We start from the raw sequence: 16,228 nt of genomic DNA, 5'->3' as shown, positions 1-16,228 counted from the left end.
TTATTTAAAATAAAAAATTTATCGTCATAGTACTTTGCAAAGAAAATATCTCGACACGTCATTTCGACCGAAACGAAGCAAAGCTGAGTGAAGTGGAGAAATCTCATAACTTTGTTTACTTGTAAACAAAAGTAGGTCTGACGGGAACAATTGTATTTTCTGATACAGTTGTCCTGGAGATCTCCTAAAGCTCCTGTTCTTAATGGTATTTCCTGATAAGGTTTTTAAGTTGATATTGTTTTGCAATTATGATATATTTATATTAATCAATCATTTTGTTTACAAATAATAGGAGTAAATTATGAAAAGAGAAAAGTTATCAGTTTTAGGGATTGGTCCGTTATATGTGGGTATTATATTAGTCGTAACAGCGATATTGGTATTTTTACAAAATAAGGGTTATTTTAAAAATGGGGAAATACCATTTTTAAAAATACCTTTTATAATTATAGGTATTTTATGTATGGTTATAGGTATTGGACTGTGGATTTCTGCAGTTGTTAATTCAAGAATTTCTAAGAATATAAAGGAACAAAAATTGGTAACTACGGGAGTTTTTTCGGTTGTAAGAAATCCAATTTATTCAGCTTTTATGTTTCTTTGTTGGGGAATTTGTTTTGTTTTCAATAATTTATATTTTTTAGTTACAATTCCAATATATTGGATTCTTTTAACAATTTTAGTGAAAAGAACTGAAGAAATATGGCTTAAAGATATTTTTGGAGAGGAATATCTTGAATATTGTAAGAGGACAAATAGATGTATCCCTTGGTTTTCTAGAAAATCTTGATTAACTTATTATTTAAATTTAGGGGGTAGTATGAGTAATTATTTTGATGAAGTTGCTAAAGTTTGGAATACTGAAGAGAGAAAAAATAGAACTTTTACCATATACGAAAAAATGTTCAAGTATTTAGGAAAAAATCTGAAAGAGAAAAAGGCTCTTGAAATCGGATCGGGAGATGGACTTCTTGCAACTTTATTATCTAAAGATTTAAAACATATTGATTGTATTGATACTTCTTTAAAGATGAGAGATGAGTCTTTAAAGAGAATAAATGAAATGGAAATAGAAAATATCAGTATAAATGATGAAAATTTTTTGGATAATTCGAATGAAAAATATGATATAATTTACAGTTTAACTGCTTTTCATCATATTGTAGATGTAGATGCAGAGCTTAAGTTGTTAAGAAAACATTTGAAAGAAAATGGAAAAATAATTATAATGGATTTAGATACAGTTTCTCCTGACTTTCATAAGGATTTTCCAAACTTTGATGGACATGATGGATTTTCAAGAAAAGAAATGGAAAATTATTTTAAAAGAGCCTCATTTATTCCGAAAAACTATGAGATTTTATGGAATGGAAGAAGTAAGGAGATTGATTTTAGAATTTTCTTAATGGAAGGGATTTGTGAAAAACAAAATTAATAAGAACCCCACGATTTCATGATGCTTCGCATCAGGTGAGTTTCTGGGAACCTTGTTGTTTCACAATAAAAAAGCCGAGTTGAAATTACAACTCGGCTTCTATGTTTAAGAAAATTTTCTATATTAGTTTTTTTCTTTAATATCATTTAAGATATTCTTAATATCTGTTAAGATTTCTTCTTGAGTCGGAGCAGCTGGTGCTTCTTCAACTTCTTCTTTCTTTCTGCTTAATTTATTCATAGCTTTTACCATCATAAATATACAGAAAGCAATAATTAGAAAATCAATAACATTTTGAATAAATGCACCATATTTAAAAGCAACTTCAGCAATTTCTTTTGATGGATCTGCTGCTTTTAATACAATTTTTAGGTCTGAAAAATTAATTCCACCTGTTAACATTGAAATTAAAGGCATTAGAACATCATTAACTAATGATGTAACGATTTTTCCGAAAGCTCCACCAATAATTACACCGACTGCTAAGTCCATTACATTACCTTTTAAGGCAAACTCTTTAAATTCTTTTAACATAAACATCCTCCTAATAAATAAAATATGATAAAATGTGTTATAATAAAATATAAATACATTATTATTATAATTATCAAATCTAGTATTACCCAATTATATAAAACTTAATCATTTAGGAGATAAATATGTTACAAAAAATTATAGTTAGTAACCGCGCTAGTGCAAAATTTTTTGAACTTTTAGAAAAAGAAAATATGAAGTATATAAAAAGTTTGAATAATGAAAAATTTAATAAAAATTATAATGACCATCCAGACCTTAGTATTGTAAAGATTGATGAAGATATTTATATAGAAAATTCTGTTTATGATTATTATAGTGAGTATTTGAGTGGATTTAATTTTAAAAAAGTGGACGTTTCTAATTTTAAAAATGGAGAGAGGGTTTTAAGTATTGCAAAAAATAAGAAATATTTTTTTCATAATGAAAAATTTACCACAAAAGAAATTTTTGAAAAACTAAGATTAAATAGAGAATATGTAAAGATAAATCAAGGTTATGCAAATTGTAGTATGATTTGTTTTGAAAATCATATAATAACAAGTGATGAGGGAGTATATAAAACATTAAAAGCTGAGAATATCGATGTGGAACTTGTTACAAATGAAGGAATTATTTTAAAAGGATATAAAAACGGATTTATTGGAGGGACTTGTGGTTTTGTTTCCGATGATATTTTATTATTTTATGGTGATGTGACAAAATATCCAGATTATGATATAATTAAACGCGTAACTGATGAAGAAAATGTGAAAATACTCTATCCTAAAGATGAAACTTTTGTCGATTTAGGTGGAATTATTTCACTCTGGAGGTAATTATGGGATTTATTAAACCGAGCAATGTTGTTGGTACTATGGAACTTTTACCAAATGAGCAAATTTTGTTCGACAATGTTAAGAATATAATTGAAGATACTTTTAAAAAACGTGGATTTTTACCAATAGATACACCAGTTTTTGAAAAGAATGAAATTCTTTTGGCTAAAGGCGGCGGAGAAACTACAAAACAAATTTTTAAAATTGATTCTGAAAGCAAGGACATTTCTTTAAGATTTGATCTTACTGTGCCTTTAGCAAGATATGTTGCTCAATATTTTAGCGACTTGAATTTTCCTTTTAGAAGATATCATATAGGTAAAGTTTATCGTGGAGAGAGAAATCAAAAGGGAAGATATAAGGAATTTTATCAATGTGATATTGACGTTATTGGAAACGGAAAATTAGATATCAAAAATGATGCAGAACTTCCTTTTATAATCTATGAAATTTTTTCAAAAATTATTAATGAAAAATTTGCAATAAATTTTAGTAATTTAAAAATTATTAATGGACTTTTTGAAAATCTGGGTATAGATAATAAAACTGATATGCTTCGAATTATCGACAAGATTGAAAAAATTGGTTTTGATAAAGTTGTAGAAGAACTTAAAAATACAGGACTTGATGATAATAGTTTAGAAAAAATTACAGAATTTATAAAAATTTCGGGAAGTAATGAAGAAATTATTGAAAAACTAAATACTTTAAGAATCGAGAACGAACTTTTTGAAAAAGGAGTTGAAGAACTTAAAGAAGTTTATGAATGTATGAAACTTTTTGGAATTCCTGAGGATTTTATAAGGATTAATCTTACAATTACAAGAGGGCTTGATTACTATACTGGAACAGTTTATGAAACTTTTTTAGAAAATTATAGACAACTTGGAAGTGTTTGTTCTGGTGGAAGATATGACGACTTGGCAAGCAATTATACAAGTCTGATTTTACCGGGAGTTGGTATTTCTATCGGACTTACAAGATTGTTCTATCAACTACTTGATAAAAACTTATTTAAAGAAATTAAAACTAATAGTATAGATGCTTTGATTATTCCAATGGAAAATTGTTATGATTATGCTATAAAACTATTGAATAAATTTGAAAATAGTGGTAAAATAATACAAATATATTTTGAGGACGCAAAGATGAAGAAAAAAATATCTTATGCGGACAAATTAAATATTCCTTATATAATCATAGTCGGTGAGGACGAAAAGGCAAATAATAATTATACTGTTAAAGATTTAAAGACAGGAGAACAATCGACTGTTGATTTCGAAGGATTATTGAATTTAATATAGATGTTGAAGTAACGAGTAGGACTTAAGCGCTTTAAGAGAGAATGAAACGTGGCTGGAATTTCATTTAAGAATGCTATTTACCGAAAACTATTACTGAGTCTTTTATTTAATTAAGAAGTAATTAGGGTGGAACCACGAGTCATCGTCCCTACAGTTTTGTAGGGATGAGGCTCTTTTTTTATAGGAGGATAATATGGAAATGATTAAAGTTACATTCCCTGACGGGTCTGTTCATGAATTTGAAAAAGGTGTAAAGATTTTAGATGTTGCAATTAGCATTTCTGAAGGTTTTGCAAGAAATGTTATCGGTGCTGTTGTTAATGATGATATTATAAAAGGTTTAAGTGAAACTTTAAAAGAAGATTGTACAGTTAAATTTGTAAAGTTTGAAGACAAAGAGGGAAAAGAAATTTTTTGGCATACATCAAGTCACGTTATGGCTCTTGCTATTCAAAGACTATTTCCTGATACAAAATTTGGAATAGGTCCTGCAATAGACAACGGATTTTATTATGACTTGGATTCTGAACATAAATTCACACCGGAAGATTTAGAAAAAATCGAAGCAGAAATGAAGAAAATTGTTAAGGAAGGATATTCTGTTGATAGAAAAGAAGTTGATAGAGACTTTGCCTTAAAATATTTTGCTGAAAAAGGACAAGATTATAAAATTGATTTAATTGAAGGCTTTGACAAAGATGCTGAACTTTCTTTCTATGAATTAGGAGAATTTACTGACCTTTGTAGAGGACCACATCTTGTTGATGTTAAAAAGATAAAAGCAGTTAAACTTTTAAGTATAGCTGGTGCATACTGGAGAGGTAGCGAAAAAAATAAAATGCTACAAAGAATTTACGGTATAACTTTTGAAAAGAAAAAAGATTTGGATGAATATCTTGAATTTTTAGAAGATGCAAAACAAAGAGACCATAGAAAAATCGGCAAAGAATTGGGAATCTTTATGATTAGCCAAAATGTTGGGGCAGGACTTCCTTTCTGGCTACCGAAAGGAGCTACAATTAGACGTGTAGTTGAAAGATATATAGTTGATAAAGAAATTGAATGTGGATATGAACATGTTTATACTCCAATTCTTGCTAATGTTGACTTGTATAAAACTTCAGGTCATTGGGATCACTATCAAGACAGTATGTTCCCACCAATGGACTTAGGAAATGGAGAATTATTAGTTTTAAGACCTATGAACTGTCCACATCATATGGAAATTTACAATAATGATGTTCATAGTTACAAGGAATTCCCTATAAGAATTGCTGAACTTGGAATGATGCATCGTTATGAAATGAGTGGAACACTTTCAGGATTACAAAGAGTTAGAGAAATGACTTTAAATGATGCCCATATCTTTGTTCGTCCTGATCAAATTAAGGAAGAATTTACAAGAGTTGTAAATTTAATGAAATCAGTTTATGAAGATTTCGATATAAAGAATTTCAGATTCAGATTGAGTTATAGGGATCCTGAAAATAAAGAAAAATACTTTGATGATGATGAAATGTGGAATAATGCTGAAGCAATGCTTAAGAGTGCAATGGATGACTTAGGATATGAATACTTTGAAGCAAAAGGAGAAGCTGCTTTTTACGGTCCTAAACTTGATGTTCAAGTTAAGACTGCAATTGGTTTGGAAGAAACTCTTTCTACAATTCAACTTGACTTCTTATTGCCGGAAAGATTTGACTTAACTTATGTTGGAGAAGACGGAAAGAATACTCATAGACCTGTTGTAATTCACAGAGGAATTGTTTCTACAATGGAAAGATTCGTAGCTTACTTGATTGAAGAATATAAAGGAGCGTTTCCAACTTGGTTAGCCCCTGAACAAGTTAAGATTTTACCTATTTCTGATAAATTTAATGACTATGCAAATGAATTACAAAAAGAATTTGCTAAAAAAGATATAAGAGCAGTCGTAGATGACAGAGCAGAAAAAATCGGATTAAAAATCAGAGAAGCACAACTTGCTAAAATCCCATATAGTTTAATCGTTGGAGAAAATGAAGTAAACGAAAGAACAGTTTCCGTTAGAAAACGTGGAGAAGGGGATAAGGGATCAATGAAATTCGAAGCATTCCTTGATAAAATTTTGGAAGAAGTAAATTCTAAAGTTGTAAAATAGTAAAAAATTGTAAACAAAAAAGCTATTGAAGTAAAACTTCAATAGCTTTTTTTGTGAAACAACAAGATTTTTACTAACCCATCCAATAAGATACATCTTGGTAGGTCTTATTCTTATTGAGATAACCCTATGTAAACAATTAGAACAAGTGGGTTAACTGTGTTAACATCATTATTAATGCTATGAAATTATTTATAAAATGACCAAATATACAAGGTAACAAAGATTTTGTCTTTTCGTATATTAAACATCCTATAAAACTTGGAACTATATACAATGGAACTAAATACAATCCGTCATGAATCATCGCAAATATAAAAGCGGAGATTAATGCCGGTATAAATATTCTTAAAATTTTTCCTTGATCATGAAAAATTTCGTGAAAAAATGTAAATATACCATATTTAAATACAATTTCTTCTCCAATTGGAGCTGAAAATAATAGATTTATTATTAATAATATCTTATTATATTGTAAATCTCTGAAAATGCCTTGGCTATTTTCACTTTTAAAACTTAGTCCAAATAGTCTATAGGCTTGTGAGATGATAATATTCCACAAAATCATAAATATTCCTAGTCCAACTCCGAGTAGCAGTAATTTTACTAAAGTAGCTTCAGATTTTTTTGTTGAAATACTATCAGTTCTTTTTCTACTTAATAAAACGCCTATTATAAATGTTATAAGTGTTGTAATAGAAGTTACTACACTTATAAAGACATCCTTAAATATTTCTTCATCTTCCAATATAAATTTATTGTTTTGAAAGAATTTTGTTACGATGGGTGAATTCATTGTACTTCTAGGATAATCTCCATCTACTAAAAAGAAACAAATTATCGCAGCAATAATAAATGGAGTTATAAAATAGTTTATAACTAAAATTAAAGATTTTAAATTAAATCTTTTTGTTGTGCTATCCGAACTTGATAAATTTACATTTTCTATAGAATTATCCATCACTTCCACCTATTATTCGTTATCCACACCTTTTTCTTTTGAGTATTCAACTAGATTATCATAATTTTCCTTTGAAATTATAATCTTACCAGTTTTTCTTGAAATACAATTTCTATCTATTAATTCATTCAAATATCTATACATTGTTCTTTCATTAATTCTCAAATAGTCCGAAATTACTTTTTTAGTTAGAGTAATTCTAACAGGGAATTCTACATCTACACATTTTGATAAGAAAAATTCAATTAGGTTTTTCTTTCTTCCATAATTCTTAGTTAAATCGAATGTAGCAATGGAATGTTTTGCAAAATCTAATAAGAAATGGTTGTAAATTTTTAGAAGTTCAATACTCTCAGCTTCTTGTTCAAATCTTTCAACAGGAATTCTGATAAGTCTTGTATCTTTAAAAAATGCAACACTCTTGTAGAAATCGTGTTTATTATCCATAAATTCAAGTAAACCAAATATAGAAGTATTTGTTATATGATTAAAAACAATTAATTCACCAACTGGAGTGAAATGAACAACATTCGCACTTCCTCTAACTAACAAATATAAATAATCCAATTTGTCGTTTTCTTTTATTATTACAGTCTTTTTCTTAACTTTAAGAACAGTAAATTCTGAATATAATCTTCTGTCAGTTTTTAAATCAAAAGTCTTATCTATCAAAACTTTTCTTAACAATGTAACCAATTTACTCTCCATTAATGTCCCTCCTTAATATTATTGTACAATAATATTATAATATAAAAATGACAAAAAATAAATAGAAAAATGCAAAGATTGTGAAAAAAATTTTAGCAAAAAATGTTATATTTTGAATGTTTTCAGTGTAATAATATCAATAAAAACGATTGACAATCGAATGGCATATATGATAATATAATAGTTAAGAGGGATGATTTTTACTTAAGCTTTTTTTGATAAAAACACCCTCGAAATATAATTAAAAATCAACACTATTATTTTATGTATTTGGACTGATAATGTTGAAAATTTTTAGAAGGAGGCTATTATGAGTAAAAAAAATCTGGTACTTCAAGTATTTATAGCTTTTATTGCAGGATTGATACTTGGAGTTGTATTGTGGTTAACGAAAGTTGATATTACTACTTATGTTAAAATCGTTTCCCCGTTTGGCCAAGTTTTAGTTGCAATGTTAAAAATGATTGTAATACCTGTAATATTCTTGTCCTTAATTGACGGGGCGGCTTCAGTTCCAACTAAGGAGTTTGGAAAAATTGGAATAAAAGTAATAGTTTGGTACTTTTTAACTTCACTTTTTGCAGCAGTTTTAGGCTCAGTACTTGCGATGGGATTTAATCCTGGATCAGGAGAAGCACAAAAAGCGGCATGGAAAACTCTTATAAATACACAAAATACTTCTGAAATTGCAAGTAAAGCTAACAATTCATTAACAGATGTATTTATTAGTATGTTCCAAAATCCATTCAAAGCGCTGGCAGACGGTAATTTTCTAGCTATTATAGTATTTTCTATAGCTTTTGGGCTTGCACTTAAGATGATTTCTGAAAGAGCAGAATATTCAACAAAAGTTAAGACTTTACTTGAGATAATTGATGTTGCAAAAGAAGCTATATTTAAAATTGTAGATTGGATTTTAGCATATTCTCCAATTGGGGTATTCGCTCTTACTTCAGTAAACTTTGCAAGTTATGGTTCATCACTATTTGGACCTTACATCAAACTTACAATTGGTGTTGTACTTGGAATTGTTGCTATGGTATTAATAGTTTATCCTTTAATGATGGCAATAACATTAAAAGTAAATCCTTTCAAAGTTTTGATGAAGATAAAAGAACCTATGCTTACTGCATTTGTAACAAGAAGTTCTGCAGCAGCTCTTCCTGTATCTCTTAGAGTTGCAAAAGAAGATTTAAAAATAAACGAAAATATTTCTTCATTCGCGTTACCTTTAGGCTCTACAATAAATATGGACGGAGTTTGTATCCATTTACCAATGTTCGCAATCTTAGCAGCTAATATGTTTGGTGTTGAAGTTACATTTGTTTCACTATCAGTTTTAGTATTAACAACTGTACTTGCATCAGTTGGTGCGGGTGGAGTTCCTGGTGGAAGTTTGATGTTATTATTTATAATCTTACAAAATATGAAACTTTCTCCAGATCAAATTGCTATCATAGTTGGTCTTGCATTAGGAATTAACCCAATACTTGATATGTTTGAAACTATGAACAATGTAACAGGTGATATAGTTTGTACTTACAGTGTTGCAAAACTTTCAGGTTTGGTTGATGAAGAAGAATAAAAAATATAATATTTTATAATTAATCAAAGGGTCAATGAATTCTCATTGACCTTTTTTTATGAAAAACTATGAATAGATTTGTTAGTGAAATTTGAATTAGGGTATATTTTATTGGAATAATATTTATGTACATATAGTAGGAGGTGCGTTTTGAAAGAACAAGTTGGAAAAGTGTTCTCCATAGCTAAAGATAATAAAGCACTAGAAGGATGTACAATATCAAAAGAAGTACATGGAGGAGAAAATTACATAGCATATTTTTCTATGGCAGAAGATACAGATATAAGTGCAGAATTATTCCCTTATTATAAGCTGTTGATTGTAGCAGAGGGAGAGCTTGAAGTATATGGATTTTCTGAAAATATTAAAAAAGTAAAAGTAGGTGAATGTATTGTAACACCAATTGAGGTTCCAGTTGGTATGAGAACTAAATCAGGAGCAATATTCACTGAAATTGCAATACAAAAGGAGGACTTTATGAATAAGTTAGTAAAAGCTGGAGAAGTTTTTAAATTAGGAGAATTACTACAATATCAAGAAGGGAAAATTGTAAATATGGACGTAGTCCACAATGATAAGATGAAATTTGTATTAATGGCATTTGATGCAGGAACAGGTCTTTCAGAACATTCAGCACCGGGAGAAGCAATAGTATTTGCATTAGACGGAGAAGGAATAATCGGATACGAAGGAACAGACCATGTAATAAAAGCAGGTGAATGCTTCCATTTTGCAAAAGCTGGCAGACATTATGTAAAAGCCGAAAAGAATTTTAAAATGGCATTACTTTTAACATTAGAATAAAAAGAGAAAATGTTAAAATAAATTAAAACGACCTTATGGTCGTTTTTTGTTTAAAATACAGTGGTTTTTTATATTTAAAAAAGTCGTAATCTAGAGCCGATAAAAGTTTTTTGTTTTTTTCAAAAAATCTTCAAATATTTTCTTAAAAAAGACAATTTACAGTATCATTTTGAGGATTATTCATATATAATATGGGTAAATAGTAAATGACTTTTTGACATAAAATTGGAGGTATTTATGATTTCTAAAATAAAAACATTAGAAGAAGCTAGAGAATTATCAATGAATATTATTAAGGCTAAGGATTTAACTTATGAGCAAAAGACTTCACAACTTGCAAAGCTTGCAGAAAATTTGAATGATTTTCCAGAAAGTTCTGTAAATGATAGAATTTTTGAAATTTCTGAAAATGGAGGTTTCTGCGATTTGTGGGAAGGTCATGCACCTTATGCACCAAGATACATTTGCCCTAATTACCAAAAACTTTTGGATGAGGGCTGTAAGTTTTTACGTCTTGAGAAGGCTGAAACTTTGCTTGATGCTATTAACAGTTTATTGATTTTTTATCATCATGTTCCTTCTATAACTAGATATCCAGTTTATATTGGGAAAATTGATAAGCTTTTAGATCCATTTATTACAGATAGAGAAGAGGCTAAAAAATTAATTAAATGGTTCTTAGTTTCTTTAGATAGAACAATTAATGACAGTTTTTGCCATGCAAATATCGGTCCTGAAAAGACTGTTGCAGGTGAAATTATTTTAGAATTACTTCCAACTTTAAATAATGTTACTCCAAATATGACAATTCTTTATGATGAAGACATTACACCTGACGATTTTGGAGAAAAGGCAGTTTATGCATCTCTTTTAACTGCAAATCCTGCTTTTGCAAATGATAAATACTATAGAAAAGATTTTAAAGGAGATTATGCAATAGCAAGTTGCTATAATGGACTTCCTATTTCAGGTGGGGCATTTACTTTAAGTAGATTAAGACTTGGATCTCTTGCTAGAAGTTCAAGTTCAAAACAAGATTTCTTTGATAGAGTTTTACCTGAAGCGATAGATTTAATGTGTAATTTCATGGAAGGGAAAATCAGATTTTTAGTTGAAGAAACTCCTTTCTTTGAAGAAAATTTTTTAGTTAAAGAAGGATTTATAGAATTAGATAGATTTGTAGGACTTTTTGGAGTTGTAGGACTTCATGAATGTGTTCAAAAACTTTTAGAGTTTGAAAGTAAAGATTTAGTTTATGGAAAAGATGATTATGCCAACGATTTAGGAATAGAAGTAATGGATTTTGTAGAAAATAGAGTAAATTCATTTGAAAGTAAGTATTCAACTTTCTGGAATCATAGATTTATGCTTCATTCACAAGTTGGGGCACAAGATGATATGGAAGATAGTGCAGGTGTTAGAATTAGAATAGGTAAGGAAATTCCTATGTATGACCATATTAAACATTCAGCTTTATTCCATAAGTATTTTCCTTCAGGAATTGGCGATCACTTTCCATTTGATGAAACTGCAGAAAGAAATCCATCAGCTGTTTTAGATATTTTCAAGGCAGCATTTAAACTAAATATGAGATATATTTCTTGTTATGGAGATAGTGGAGATTTGATTCGTGTAACAGGATATTTAGTAAAGAAATCTGATATGCAAAAGTTTATTGACGGCGAAACAGTTAGTTATGATACTGTTCAATATGCAAGAGAGGCTTTTGAAAAATATCATTTATTAGAACGTAAGGTTAGAGATGTCAAATAAAGGAATTATAAATAAAATAATAGATATGTCGGTAGTAGACGGACCTGGAAACAGGACGTCTATTTTCCTACAAGGTTGTAATTTCAACTGCTTTTATTGTCATAATCCTGAAACTATTAAACATTGTATAAATTGTATGGAATGTATTCCTTCTTGTCCAACAAAGAGTTTGACGAATGTAAATGGAAAAATAGTTTGGAATGATAAGACCTGTATAAATTGTGATGAATGTATAAGGGTCTGTAAGCATCTTTCAAGTCCGAAGATATACAATTGGACAGTTGAAGAAACAGTCGAAAGAATAAAAAAGAATATGCCTTTTATTAGAGGAATTACAGTCAGTGGAGGAGAATGTACTCTGCAACATACTTTTTTAACTTCTCTTTTTAAAGAGGTTAGAAAACTTGGACTTACTTGCTTTGTCGATACAAATGGCGGTATTCCTTTAAAAAAACTTCCTGATTTTGTAGAAGCTTCTGATGCTTTTATGCTTGATATAAAGGCTTTTGACAGTGAAGAACATCTTTTTATAACTAAAAGTAAGGTTGATGTAGTTTTAGAAAATGCTGATTATCTTGCAAGTATAAATAAACTTTTTGAGATAAGGACTGTAACAATTGCCGGAATGGACAATAGAACTACAGTTGATAAAATTACAAAGATGCTTTCCAAATACATAAAAATGGGACATAAAATTAGATATAAAATTATAAAATACAGAAAATATGGGGTTAGAGAAGAATACAGTATGTTTTCTGCTCCAACAGATGATGAAATGGAAGAATTAAAAGAAATAGCTCTTCAAAATGGATTTGAAGATGTTATTATCGTTTAGTCAATAATATAAAATATTTTAGAACTATGTGTTTAAGCATAGTTCTTTTTGTATAGAAAATATTAATGCATAGGTAATTTTGAATAAGATAAATTGTATCCTAACAGACTTGTAAGTCTCCTTTTTCTGTTTTTTACTGTTATAAAAATACTTTTTATGATATAATAATTATAGCTTTATGCCTTATGATAAAGCCATAATTATTTCATCATAATAACAAAATTTAATTATCAAAAAGAGATTATGATTTAATTAAATATAATTTATAATTTGAAATTAGGAGGGAAAATTTGTTAGAGATTATTTTAAATTCTTTAGAAGAATGTGATAACTTTTCTAAAAGATTTTCGAAAACTTTAAAAAATGGCGACGTGATTTCTTTAATTGGAGATCTTGGAGCTGGGAAAACAACTTTTACTAAATTTTTAGGGAAAAATTTGGGAATTGATGAAGATATTACCTCTCCAACTTTTAATTTAGTTAATTTATATTCTGGGAAGTTTGAGTTTAATCATATGGACTTATATAGAATCGACTCTCCGGAAGAACTTTATCAAATAGATTATGAAAACTACTTTTATCCTGATGGTATAACAATAATAGAATGGGCTGAAAACGCCGATTATTTATTACCTAAAAATTTAATTGAACTTGAGATTTTAAAAATTTCCGAAAATTCAAGAAAGATTGTAATTAATGGAAATAATAAAAGAGAAATAGAAATTATAGAGGAATTAGAATGAAAATTTTAGCGATAGATACTTCAACAACTCATAGTTCTTGTGCTGTTATGGAGGATAATAATATTGTTGGAGATTATAGTATTAATCAAAGTATGAGCCATAATGAGATTTTGCTTGTTATGGTTGATGAAATGCTTAAAAAATTAAATATTGATATAGAAGAGATAGATTTGTTTGTTGCAGTTACTGGTCCGGGGTCTTTTACAGGAATAAGAATAGGGGTTACGGTAGTAAAGGCTTTAGCAATGGCTTTAAATAAGCCGATAGTTGCTGTAAATACATTAGAAGCTCTTTCTTTTGGAGTGTATTCAGATAAAAAGAAAATTCCTTTAATTGATGCTAGAGGAGAAAGAGTTTATTACGGAGTTTATGAAGGGATAAATAATACAAATATAGTTGCTCCTGCACTTTTAACTATTGATGAGCTTTTGGAAGAGATTTCAGATAAAGGAGAATTTGTTTTTGTAGGAGATTTCGTTAATTTATATAAAGATCGAATTTTAAAAAATAAGAATTTTGAAATTACTCCTGCTTGCTTAAACAGTTGTATTTCAAGAAATGCCTGTGTTATTGGTAAACATAAATTTGAAAGTGGAGATATTTCAGATTGTTTTAATTTAAGTCCTGAATATGTAAGACTTTCACAAGCTCAAAGAGATATGGAAAACAAAGGTAAGTAGATGATTTTATATAGATATGCTGAAAATAAAGATGTGTTTGATATTCTATCTTTAGATAATGAAAATTTTTCCAACAATTTTGAAGAAGCATTTTATTTAGAATATATACAAAATCAAAGAGTCATTGTAGCAGAAAAAGAAAAAAATGTAATTGGATATATTCTATTTAATCAAATTTTAGATGAAGCTGAAATATATAAAATAGTTGTTTCTAAAGATTTTAGAAAAAAACAGATAGCTTTTAAAATTATGGAATTTTTTCAAGATGAATTAAAGAAAAATGATGTTAAAAAGATATTTTTAGAAGTTAGAAAAAATAATATTCTGGCTATTAATTTATATAAAAAATGTGGATTTATAGAGATTAGGGAGATTGTTGACTACTATAGCAATCCGAAAGAAAATGGAATAATGATGTTAAAAGAGGTAGTTTGATGGATGATATAAAAATTATGGCGATAGAAAGCAGTTGTGATGAAACAAGTGTTGCTGTCGTCAAAAATGGAAGAGAAGTTATTTCTAATGTAATTTCATCTCAAATAGATATGCATAAAAAGTTTGGGGGAGTAGTACCTGAGGTTGCAAGTAGAATGCATTTAGAAGTAATCAATAATATAGTAAGAGAGGCTTTGGAAGAAGCGAAAATTACTTTAGATGATATAGATGCAATAGCTGTAACTAAAGGGCCGGGTCTTGTTGGAGCTTTGCTTGTTGGAATATCAGAAGCAAAGGCACTATCTTATGCTTGTAAAAAACCATTGGTTGGAGTAAACCATATGAAAGGACATATCTGTGCGGCTTTAATAACTCATAAAGAGCTAGAGCCTCCATTTATTTGTCTTTTAGTTTCTGGAGGACATACTTATCTAGTGCATGTAAAAGACTATAATAATATGGAAGTAATTGGAAAGACAATTGATGATGCCTGTGGAGAAGCTTATGATAAGGTTGCTAGATGTTTAGGAATGAATTATCCAGGTGGACCTGAAGTCGAAAGACTAGCAAAACTTGGAAATGATGAAGCGATAGATTTTCCAAGAGTAATGCTTGATAAAAACAGCTATAACTTTAGTTTTAGTGGACTTAAAACAGCTGTACTCAATTATTTAAACAATAAAAAACAAAAGAATGAAGAAATATCTAAAGAAGATGTATGTGCAAGTTTTCAAAGAGCAGTTTTTGATGTGTTGATTTATAAGACTGAAAAACTAATGAAAGAGAAAAACTTAGATACCCTTGTCGTATCAGGGGGTGTATCTGCAAATAATACTCTAAGGGAAGAAATAAATAAAATGTGCGAAAACAATGGTTTTAAATCATATTTTCCTGATAAAATACTCTGTACAGATAATGCGGCTATGATTGCATCATCAGGTTATTATGAGTATATATCAGGTGTAAGAAGTGATTTAACATTAAATGTTGAGCCGAATTTAGAATTGTAAAATTATAAAAAAATTTTTTAAAAAAGTGTTGACAATGAAAAAAATAAAGTGTATAATATTCGAGTAACTGTTTGAGAGATACCGTTCAAAGAATGATTTAATCACATTAAAAATTTCAAAAAGGTATTGACAAATCACAAGTTATGATATATAATTATTAGGCAGTCAATTTTAGAGTAAGATTGATTGATGAGGCCCCATGGTCAAGCGGTTAAGACATCGCCCTTTCACGGCGGTAACCCGGGTTCGAATCCCGGTGGGGTCACCATTTTATTTTAGTAGGTTTATTGGTAATATTTGGGCGCATAGCTCAGTTGGGAGAGCATCTGCCTTACAAGCAGGGGGTCATAGGTTCGAGCCCTATTGTGCCCACCAAATATGGCCTGGTAGTTCAGTTGGTTAGAATGCTAGCCTGTCACGCTAGAGGTCGTGGGTTCGAGTCCCATCCAGGTCGCCAATAAAT

The 16,228-nt window shown here is 29.1% G+C and carries 16 protein-coding genes and 3 tRNA genes; 16 read left to right on the top strand and 3 right to left on the bottom strand.

The window, feature by feature from the left end; genetic code table 11:
* Positions 1–301 precede the first annotated feature (301 nt).
* Both WFJ11_RS06425 and WFJ11_RS06420 read left to right on the top strand, forming a co-directional pair.
* Positions 302–790 (top strand): isoprenylcysteine carboxylmethyltransferase family protein, encoded by a 489-nt coding sequence (locus tag WFJ11_RS06425; RefSeq protein WP_338817234.1) that lies wholly within the window; start codon positions 302–304, stop codon positions 788–790.
* A gap of 30 nt (positions 791–820) precedes the next feature.
* Complete coding sequence (locus WFJ11_RS06420) at positions 821–1,435, top strand: class I SAM-dependent methyltransferase (protein ID WP_338817232.1); 615 nt, start codon at positions 821–823, stop codon at positions 1,433–1,435.
* 123 nt (positions 1,436–1,558) lie between these two features.
* Here the strand turns inward: WFJ11_RS06420 and mscL are convergent, their stop codons facing one another.
* Positions 1,559–1,969 carry a large-conductance mechanosensitive channel protein MscL gene (gene mscL / locus WFJ11_RS06415; protein WP_338817230.1) on the bottom strand — a complete coding sequence of 137 codons (411 nt, stop codon included), beginning with the start codon at positions 1,967–1,969 and terminating at the stop codon, positions 1,559–1,561.
* 125 nt (positions 1,970–2,094) lie between these two features.
* On the opposite strand from mscL, the gene WFJ11_RS06410 reads away from it, so the two are divergent.
* From WFJ11_RS06410 to thrS, 3 genes are all read left to right on the top strand, one after another.
* Complete coding sequence (locus WFJ11_RS06410; protein ID WP_338817229.1) at positions 2,095–2,787, top strand: DUF6873 family GME fold protein; 693 nt, start codon at positions 2,095–2,097, stop codon at positions 2,785–2,787.
* Between the two features lie 2 nt (positions 2,788–2,789).
* A complete protein-coding gene (hisS, locus tag WFJ11_RS06405) occupies positions 2,790–4,091 on the top strand; it encodes a histidine--tRNA ligase (protein ID WP_338817228.1) in 1,302 nt (433 codons plus the stop codon).
* Positions 4,092–4,284: 193 nt separating this feature from the next.
* Positions 4,285–6,231 carry a threonine--tRNA ligase gene (gene thrS / locus WFJ11_RS06400; RefSeq protein ID WP_338817226.1) on the top strand — a complete coding sequence of 649 codons (1,947 nt, stop codon included), beginning with the start codon at positions 4,285–4,287 and terminating at the stop codon, positions 6,229–6,231.
* A 139-nt stretch (positions 6,232–6,370) separates the two neighbouring features.
* Here thrS and WFJ11_RS06395 read toward each other — a convergent pair whose 3' ends face one another.
* A complete protein-coding gene (locus WFJ11_RS06395) occupies positions 6,371–7,192 on the bottom strand; it encodes a CPBP family intramembrane glutamic endopeptidase (RefSeq protein ID WP_338817224.1) in 822 nt (273 codons plus the stop codon).
* A 12-nt stretch (positions 7,193–7,204) separates the two neighbouring features.
* Positions 7,205–7,900 (bottom strand): Crp/Fnr family transcriptional regulator, encoded by a 696-nt coding sequence (locus WFJ11_RS06390; RefSeq protein ID WP_009354786.1) that lies wholly within the window; start codon positions 7,898–7,900, stop codon positions 7,205–7,207.
* Positions 7,901–8,210: 310 nt separating this feature from the next.
* Between WFJ11_RS06390 and WFJ11_RS06385 the strand changes: the two genes are divergently transcribed.
* The 11 genes from WFJ11_RS06385 (at position 8,211) to WFJ11_RS06335 (ending at position 16,222) form a co-directional block, all read left to right on the top strand.
* Positions 8,211–9,485, top strand: a complete 1,275-nt coding sequence (locus WFJ11_RS06385) for a dicarboxylate/amino acid:cation symporter (protein ID WP_338817222.1) — start codon at positions 8,211–8,213, stop codon at positions 9,483–9,485.
* A 150-nt stretch (positions 9,486–9,635) separates the two neighbouring features.
* Positions 9,636–10,289, top strand: coding sequence for a cupin domain-containing protein (locus tag WFJ11_RS06380; RefSeq protein ID WP_009355108.1), 654 nt, complete (start codon positions 9,636–9,638; stop codon positions 10,287–10,289).
* A 237-nt stretch (positions 10,290–10,526) separates the two neighbouring features.
* Positions 10,527–12,062, top strand: coding sequence for a YjjI family glycine radical enzyme (locus WFJ11_RS06375; RefSeq protein WP_338817220.1), 1,536 nt, complete (start codon positions 10,527–10,529; stop codon positions 12,060–12,062).
* Positions 12,052–12,897, top strand: coding sequence for a YjjW family glycine radical enzyme activase (locus WFJ11_RS06370; RefSeq protein WP_338817219.1), 846 nt, complete (start codon positions 12,052–12,054; stop codon positions 12,895–12,897). Before WFJ11_RS06375 ends, WFJ11_RS06370 begins: the two co-directional genes overlap by 11 nt.
* A gap of 290 nt (positions 12,898–13,187) precedes the next feature.
* Entirely contained in the window at positions 13,188–13,640 is a 453-nt protein-coding gene (gene tsaE / locus WFJ11_RS06365) for a tRNA (adenosine(37)-N6)-threonylcarbamoyltransferase complex ATPase subunit type 1 TsaE (protein WP_338817217.1), read from the top strand.
* Entirely contained in the window at positions 13,637–14,320 is a 684-nt protein-coding gene (gene tsaB / locus WFJ11_RS06360) for a tRNA (adenosine(37)-N6)-threonylcarbamoyltransferase complex dimerization subunit type 1 TsaB (RefSeq protein WP_338817215.1), read from the top strand. Before tsaE ends, tsaB begins: the two co-directional genes overlap by 4 nt.
* On the top strand, positions 14,321–14,755 hold the full coding sequence (gene rimI, locus WFJ11_RS06355; protein ID WP_338817213.1) for a ribosomal protein S18-alanine N-acetyltransferase: 435 nt from the start codon (positions 14,321–14,323) through the stop codon (positions 14,753–14,755).
* On the top strand, positions 14,755–15,765 hold the full coding sequence (gene tsaD, locus WFJ11_RS06350) for a tRNA (adenosine(37)-N6)-threonylcarbamoyltransferase complex transferase subunit TsaD (RefSeq protein ID WP_338817212.1): 1,011 nt from the start codon (positions 14,755–14,757) through the stop codon (positions 15,763–15,765). Before rimI ends, tsaD begins: the two co-directional genes overlap by 1 nt.
* A 193-nt stretch (positions 15,766–15,958) precedes the next feature.
* A tRNA-Glu gene (locus WFJ11_RS06345) sits at positions 15,959–16,033 on the top strand.
* A gap of 31 nt (positions 16,034–16,064) precedes the next feature.
* Positions 16,065–16,140 (top strand) — tRNA-Val (locus WFJ11_RS06340).
* 5 nt (positions 16,141–16,145) lie between these two features.
* Positions 16,146–16,222, top strand: a tRNA-Asp gene (locus tag WFJ11_RS06335).
* Positions 16,223–16,228 lie beyond the last annotated feature (6 nt).

It is taken from the genome of Parvimonas micra (assembly GCF_037482165.1).
Lineage (GTDB): Bacteria > Bacillota > Clostridia > Tissierellales > Peptoniphilaceae > Parvimonas.
The sequence above is the reverse complement of the archived record's forward strand: the minus strand, read 5'-3'. Positions and strand labels throughout refer to the sequence as shown.

Bases quoted from the DNA above. Each gene is read 5' to 3' on its own strand.
- WFJ11_RS06410 (WP_338817229.1), top strand. From the start codon at position 2,095: ATGTTACAAAAAATTATAGTTAGTAACCGCGCTAGTGCAAAATTTTTT.
- mscL (WP_338817230.1), bottom strand. From the start codon at position 1,969: ATGTTAAAAGAATTTAAAGAGTTTGCCTTAAAAGGTAATGTAATGGAC.
- hisS (WP_338817228.1), top strand. From the start codon at position 2,790: ATGGGATTTATTAAACCGAGCAATGTTGTTGGTACTATGGAACTTTTA.
- WFJ11_RS06370 (WP_338817219.1), top strand. From the start codon at position 12,052: ATGTCAAATAAAGGAATTATAAATAAAATAATAGATATGTCGGTAGTA.
- WFJ11_RS06375 (WP_338817220.1), top strand. From the start codon at position 10,527: ATGATTTCTAAAATAAAAACATTAGAAGAAGCTAGAGAATTATCAATG.
- tsaB (WP_338817215.1), top strand. From the start codon at position 13,637: ATGAAAATTTTAGCGATAGATACTTCAACAACTCATAGTTCTTGTGCT.
- WFJ11_RS06390 (WP_009354786.1), bottom strand. From the start codon at position 7,900: ATGGAGAGTAAATTGGTTACATTGTTAAGAAAAGTTTTGATAGATAAG.
- WFJ11_RS06420 (WP_338817232.1), top strand. From the start codon at position 821: ATGAGTAATTATTTTGATGAAGTTGCTAAAGTTTGGAATACTGAAGAG.
- rimI (WP_338817213.1), top strand. From the start codon at position 14,321: ATGATTTTATATAGATATGCTGAAAATAAAGATGTGTTTGATATTCTA.
- thrS (WP_338817226.1), top strand. From the start codon at position 4,285: ATGGAAATGATTAAAGTTACATTCCCTGACGGGTCTGTTCATGAATTT.
- WFJ11_RS06425 (WP_338817234.1), top strand. From the start codon at position 302: ATGAAAAGAGAAAAGTTATCAGTTTTAGGGATTGGTCCGTTATATGTG.
- WFJ11_RS06385 (WP_338817222.1), top strand. From the start codon at position 8,211: ATGAGTAAAAAAAATCTGGTACTTCAAGTATTTATAGCTTTTATTGCA.
- WFJ11_RS06395 (WP_338817224.1), bottom strand. From the start codon at position 7,192: ATGGATAATTCTATAGAAAATGTAAATTTATCAAGTTCGGATAGCACA.
- tsaD (WP_338817212.1), top strand. From the start codon at position 14,755: ATGGATGATATAAAAATTATGGCGATAGAAAGCAGTTGTGATGAAACA.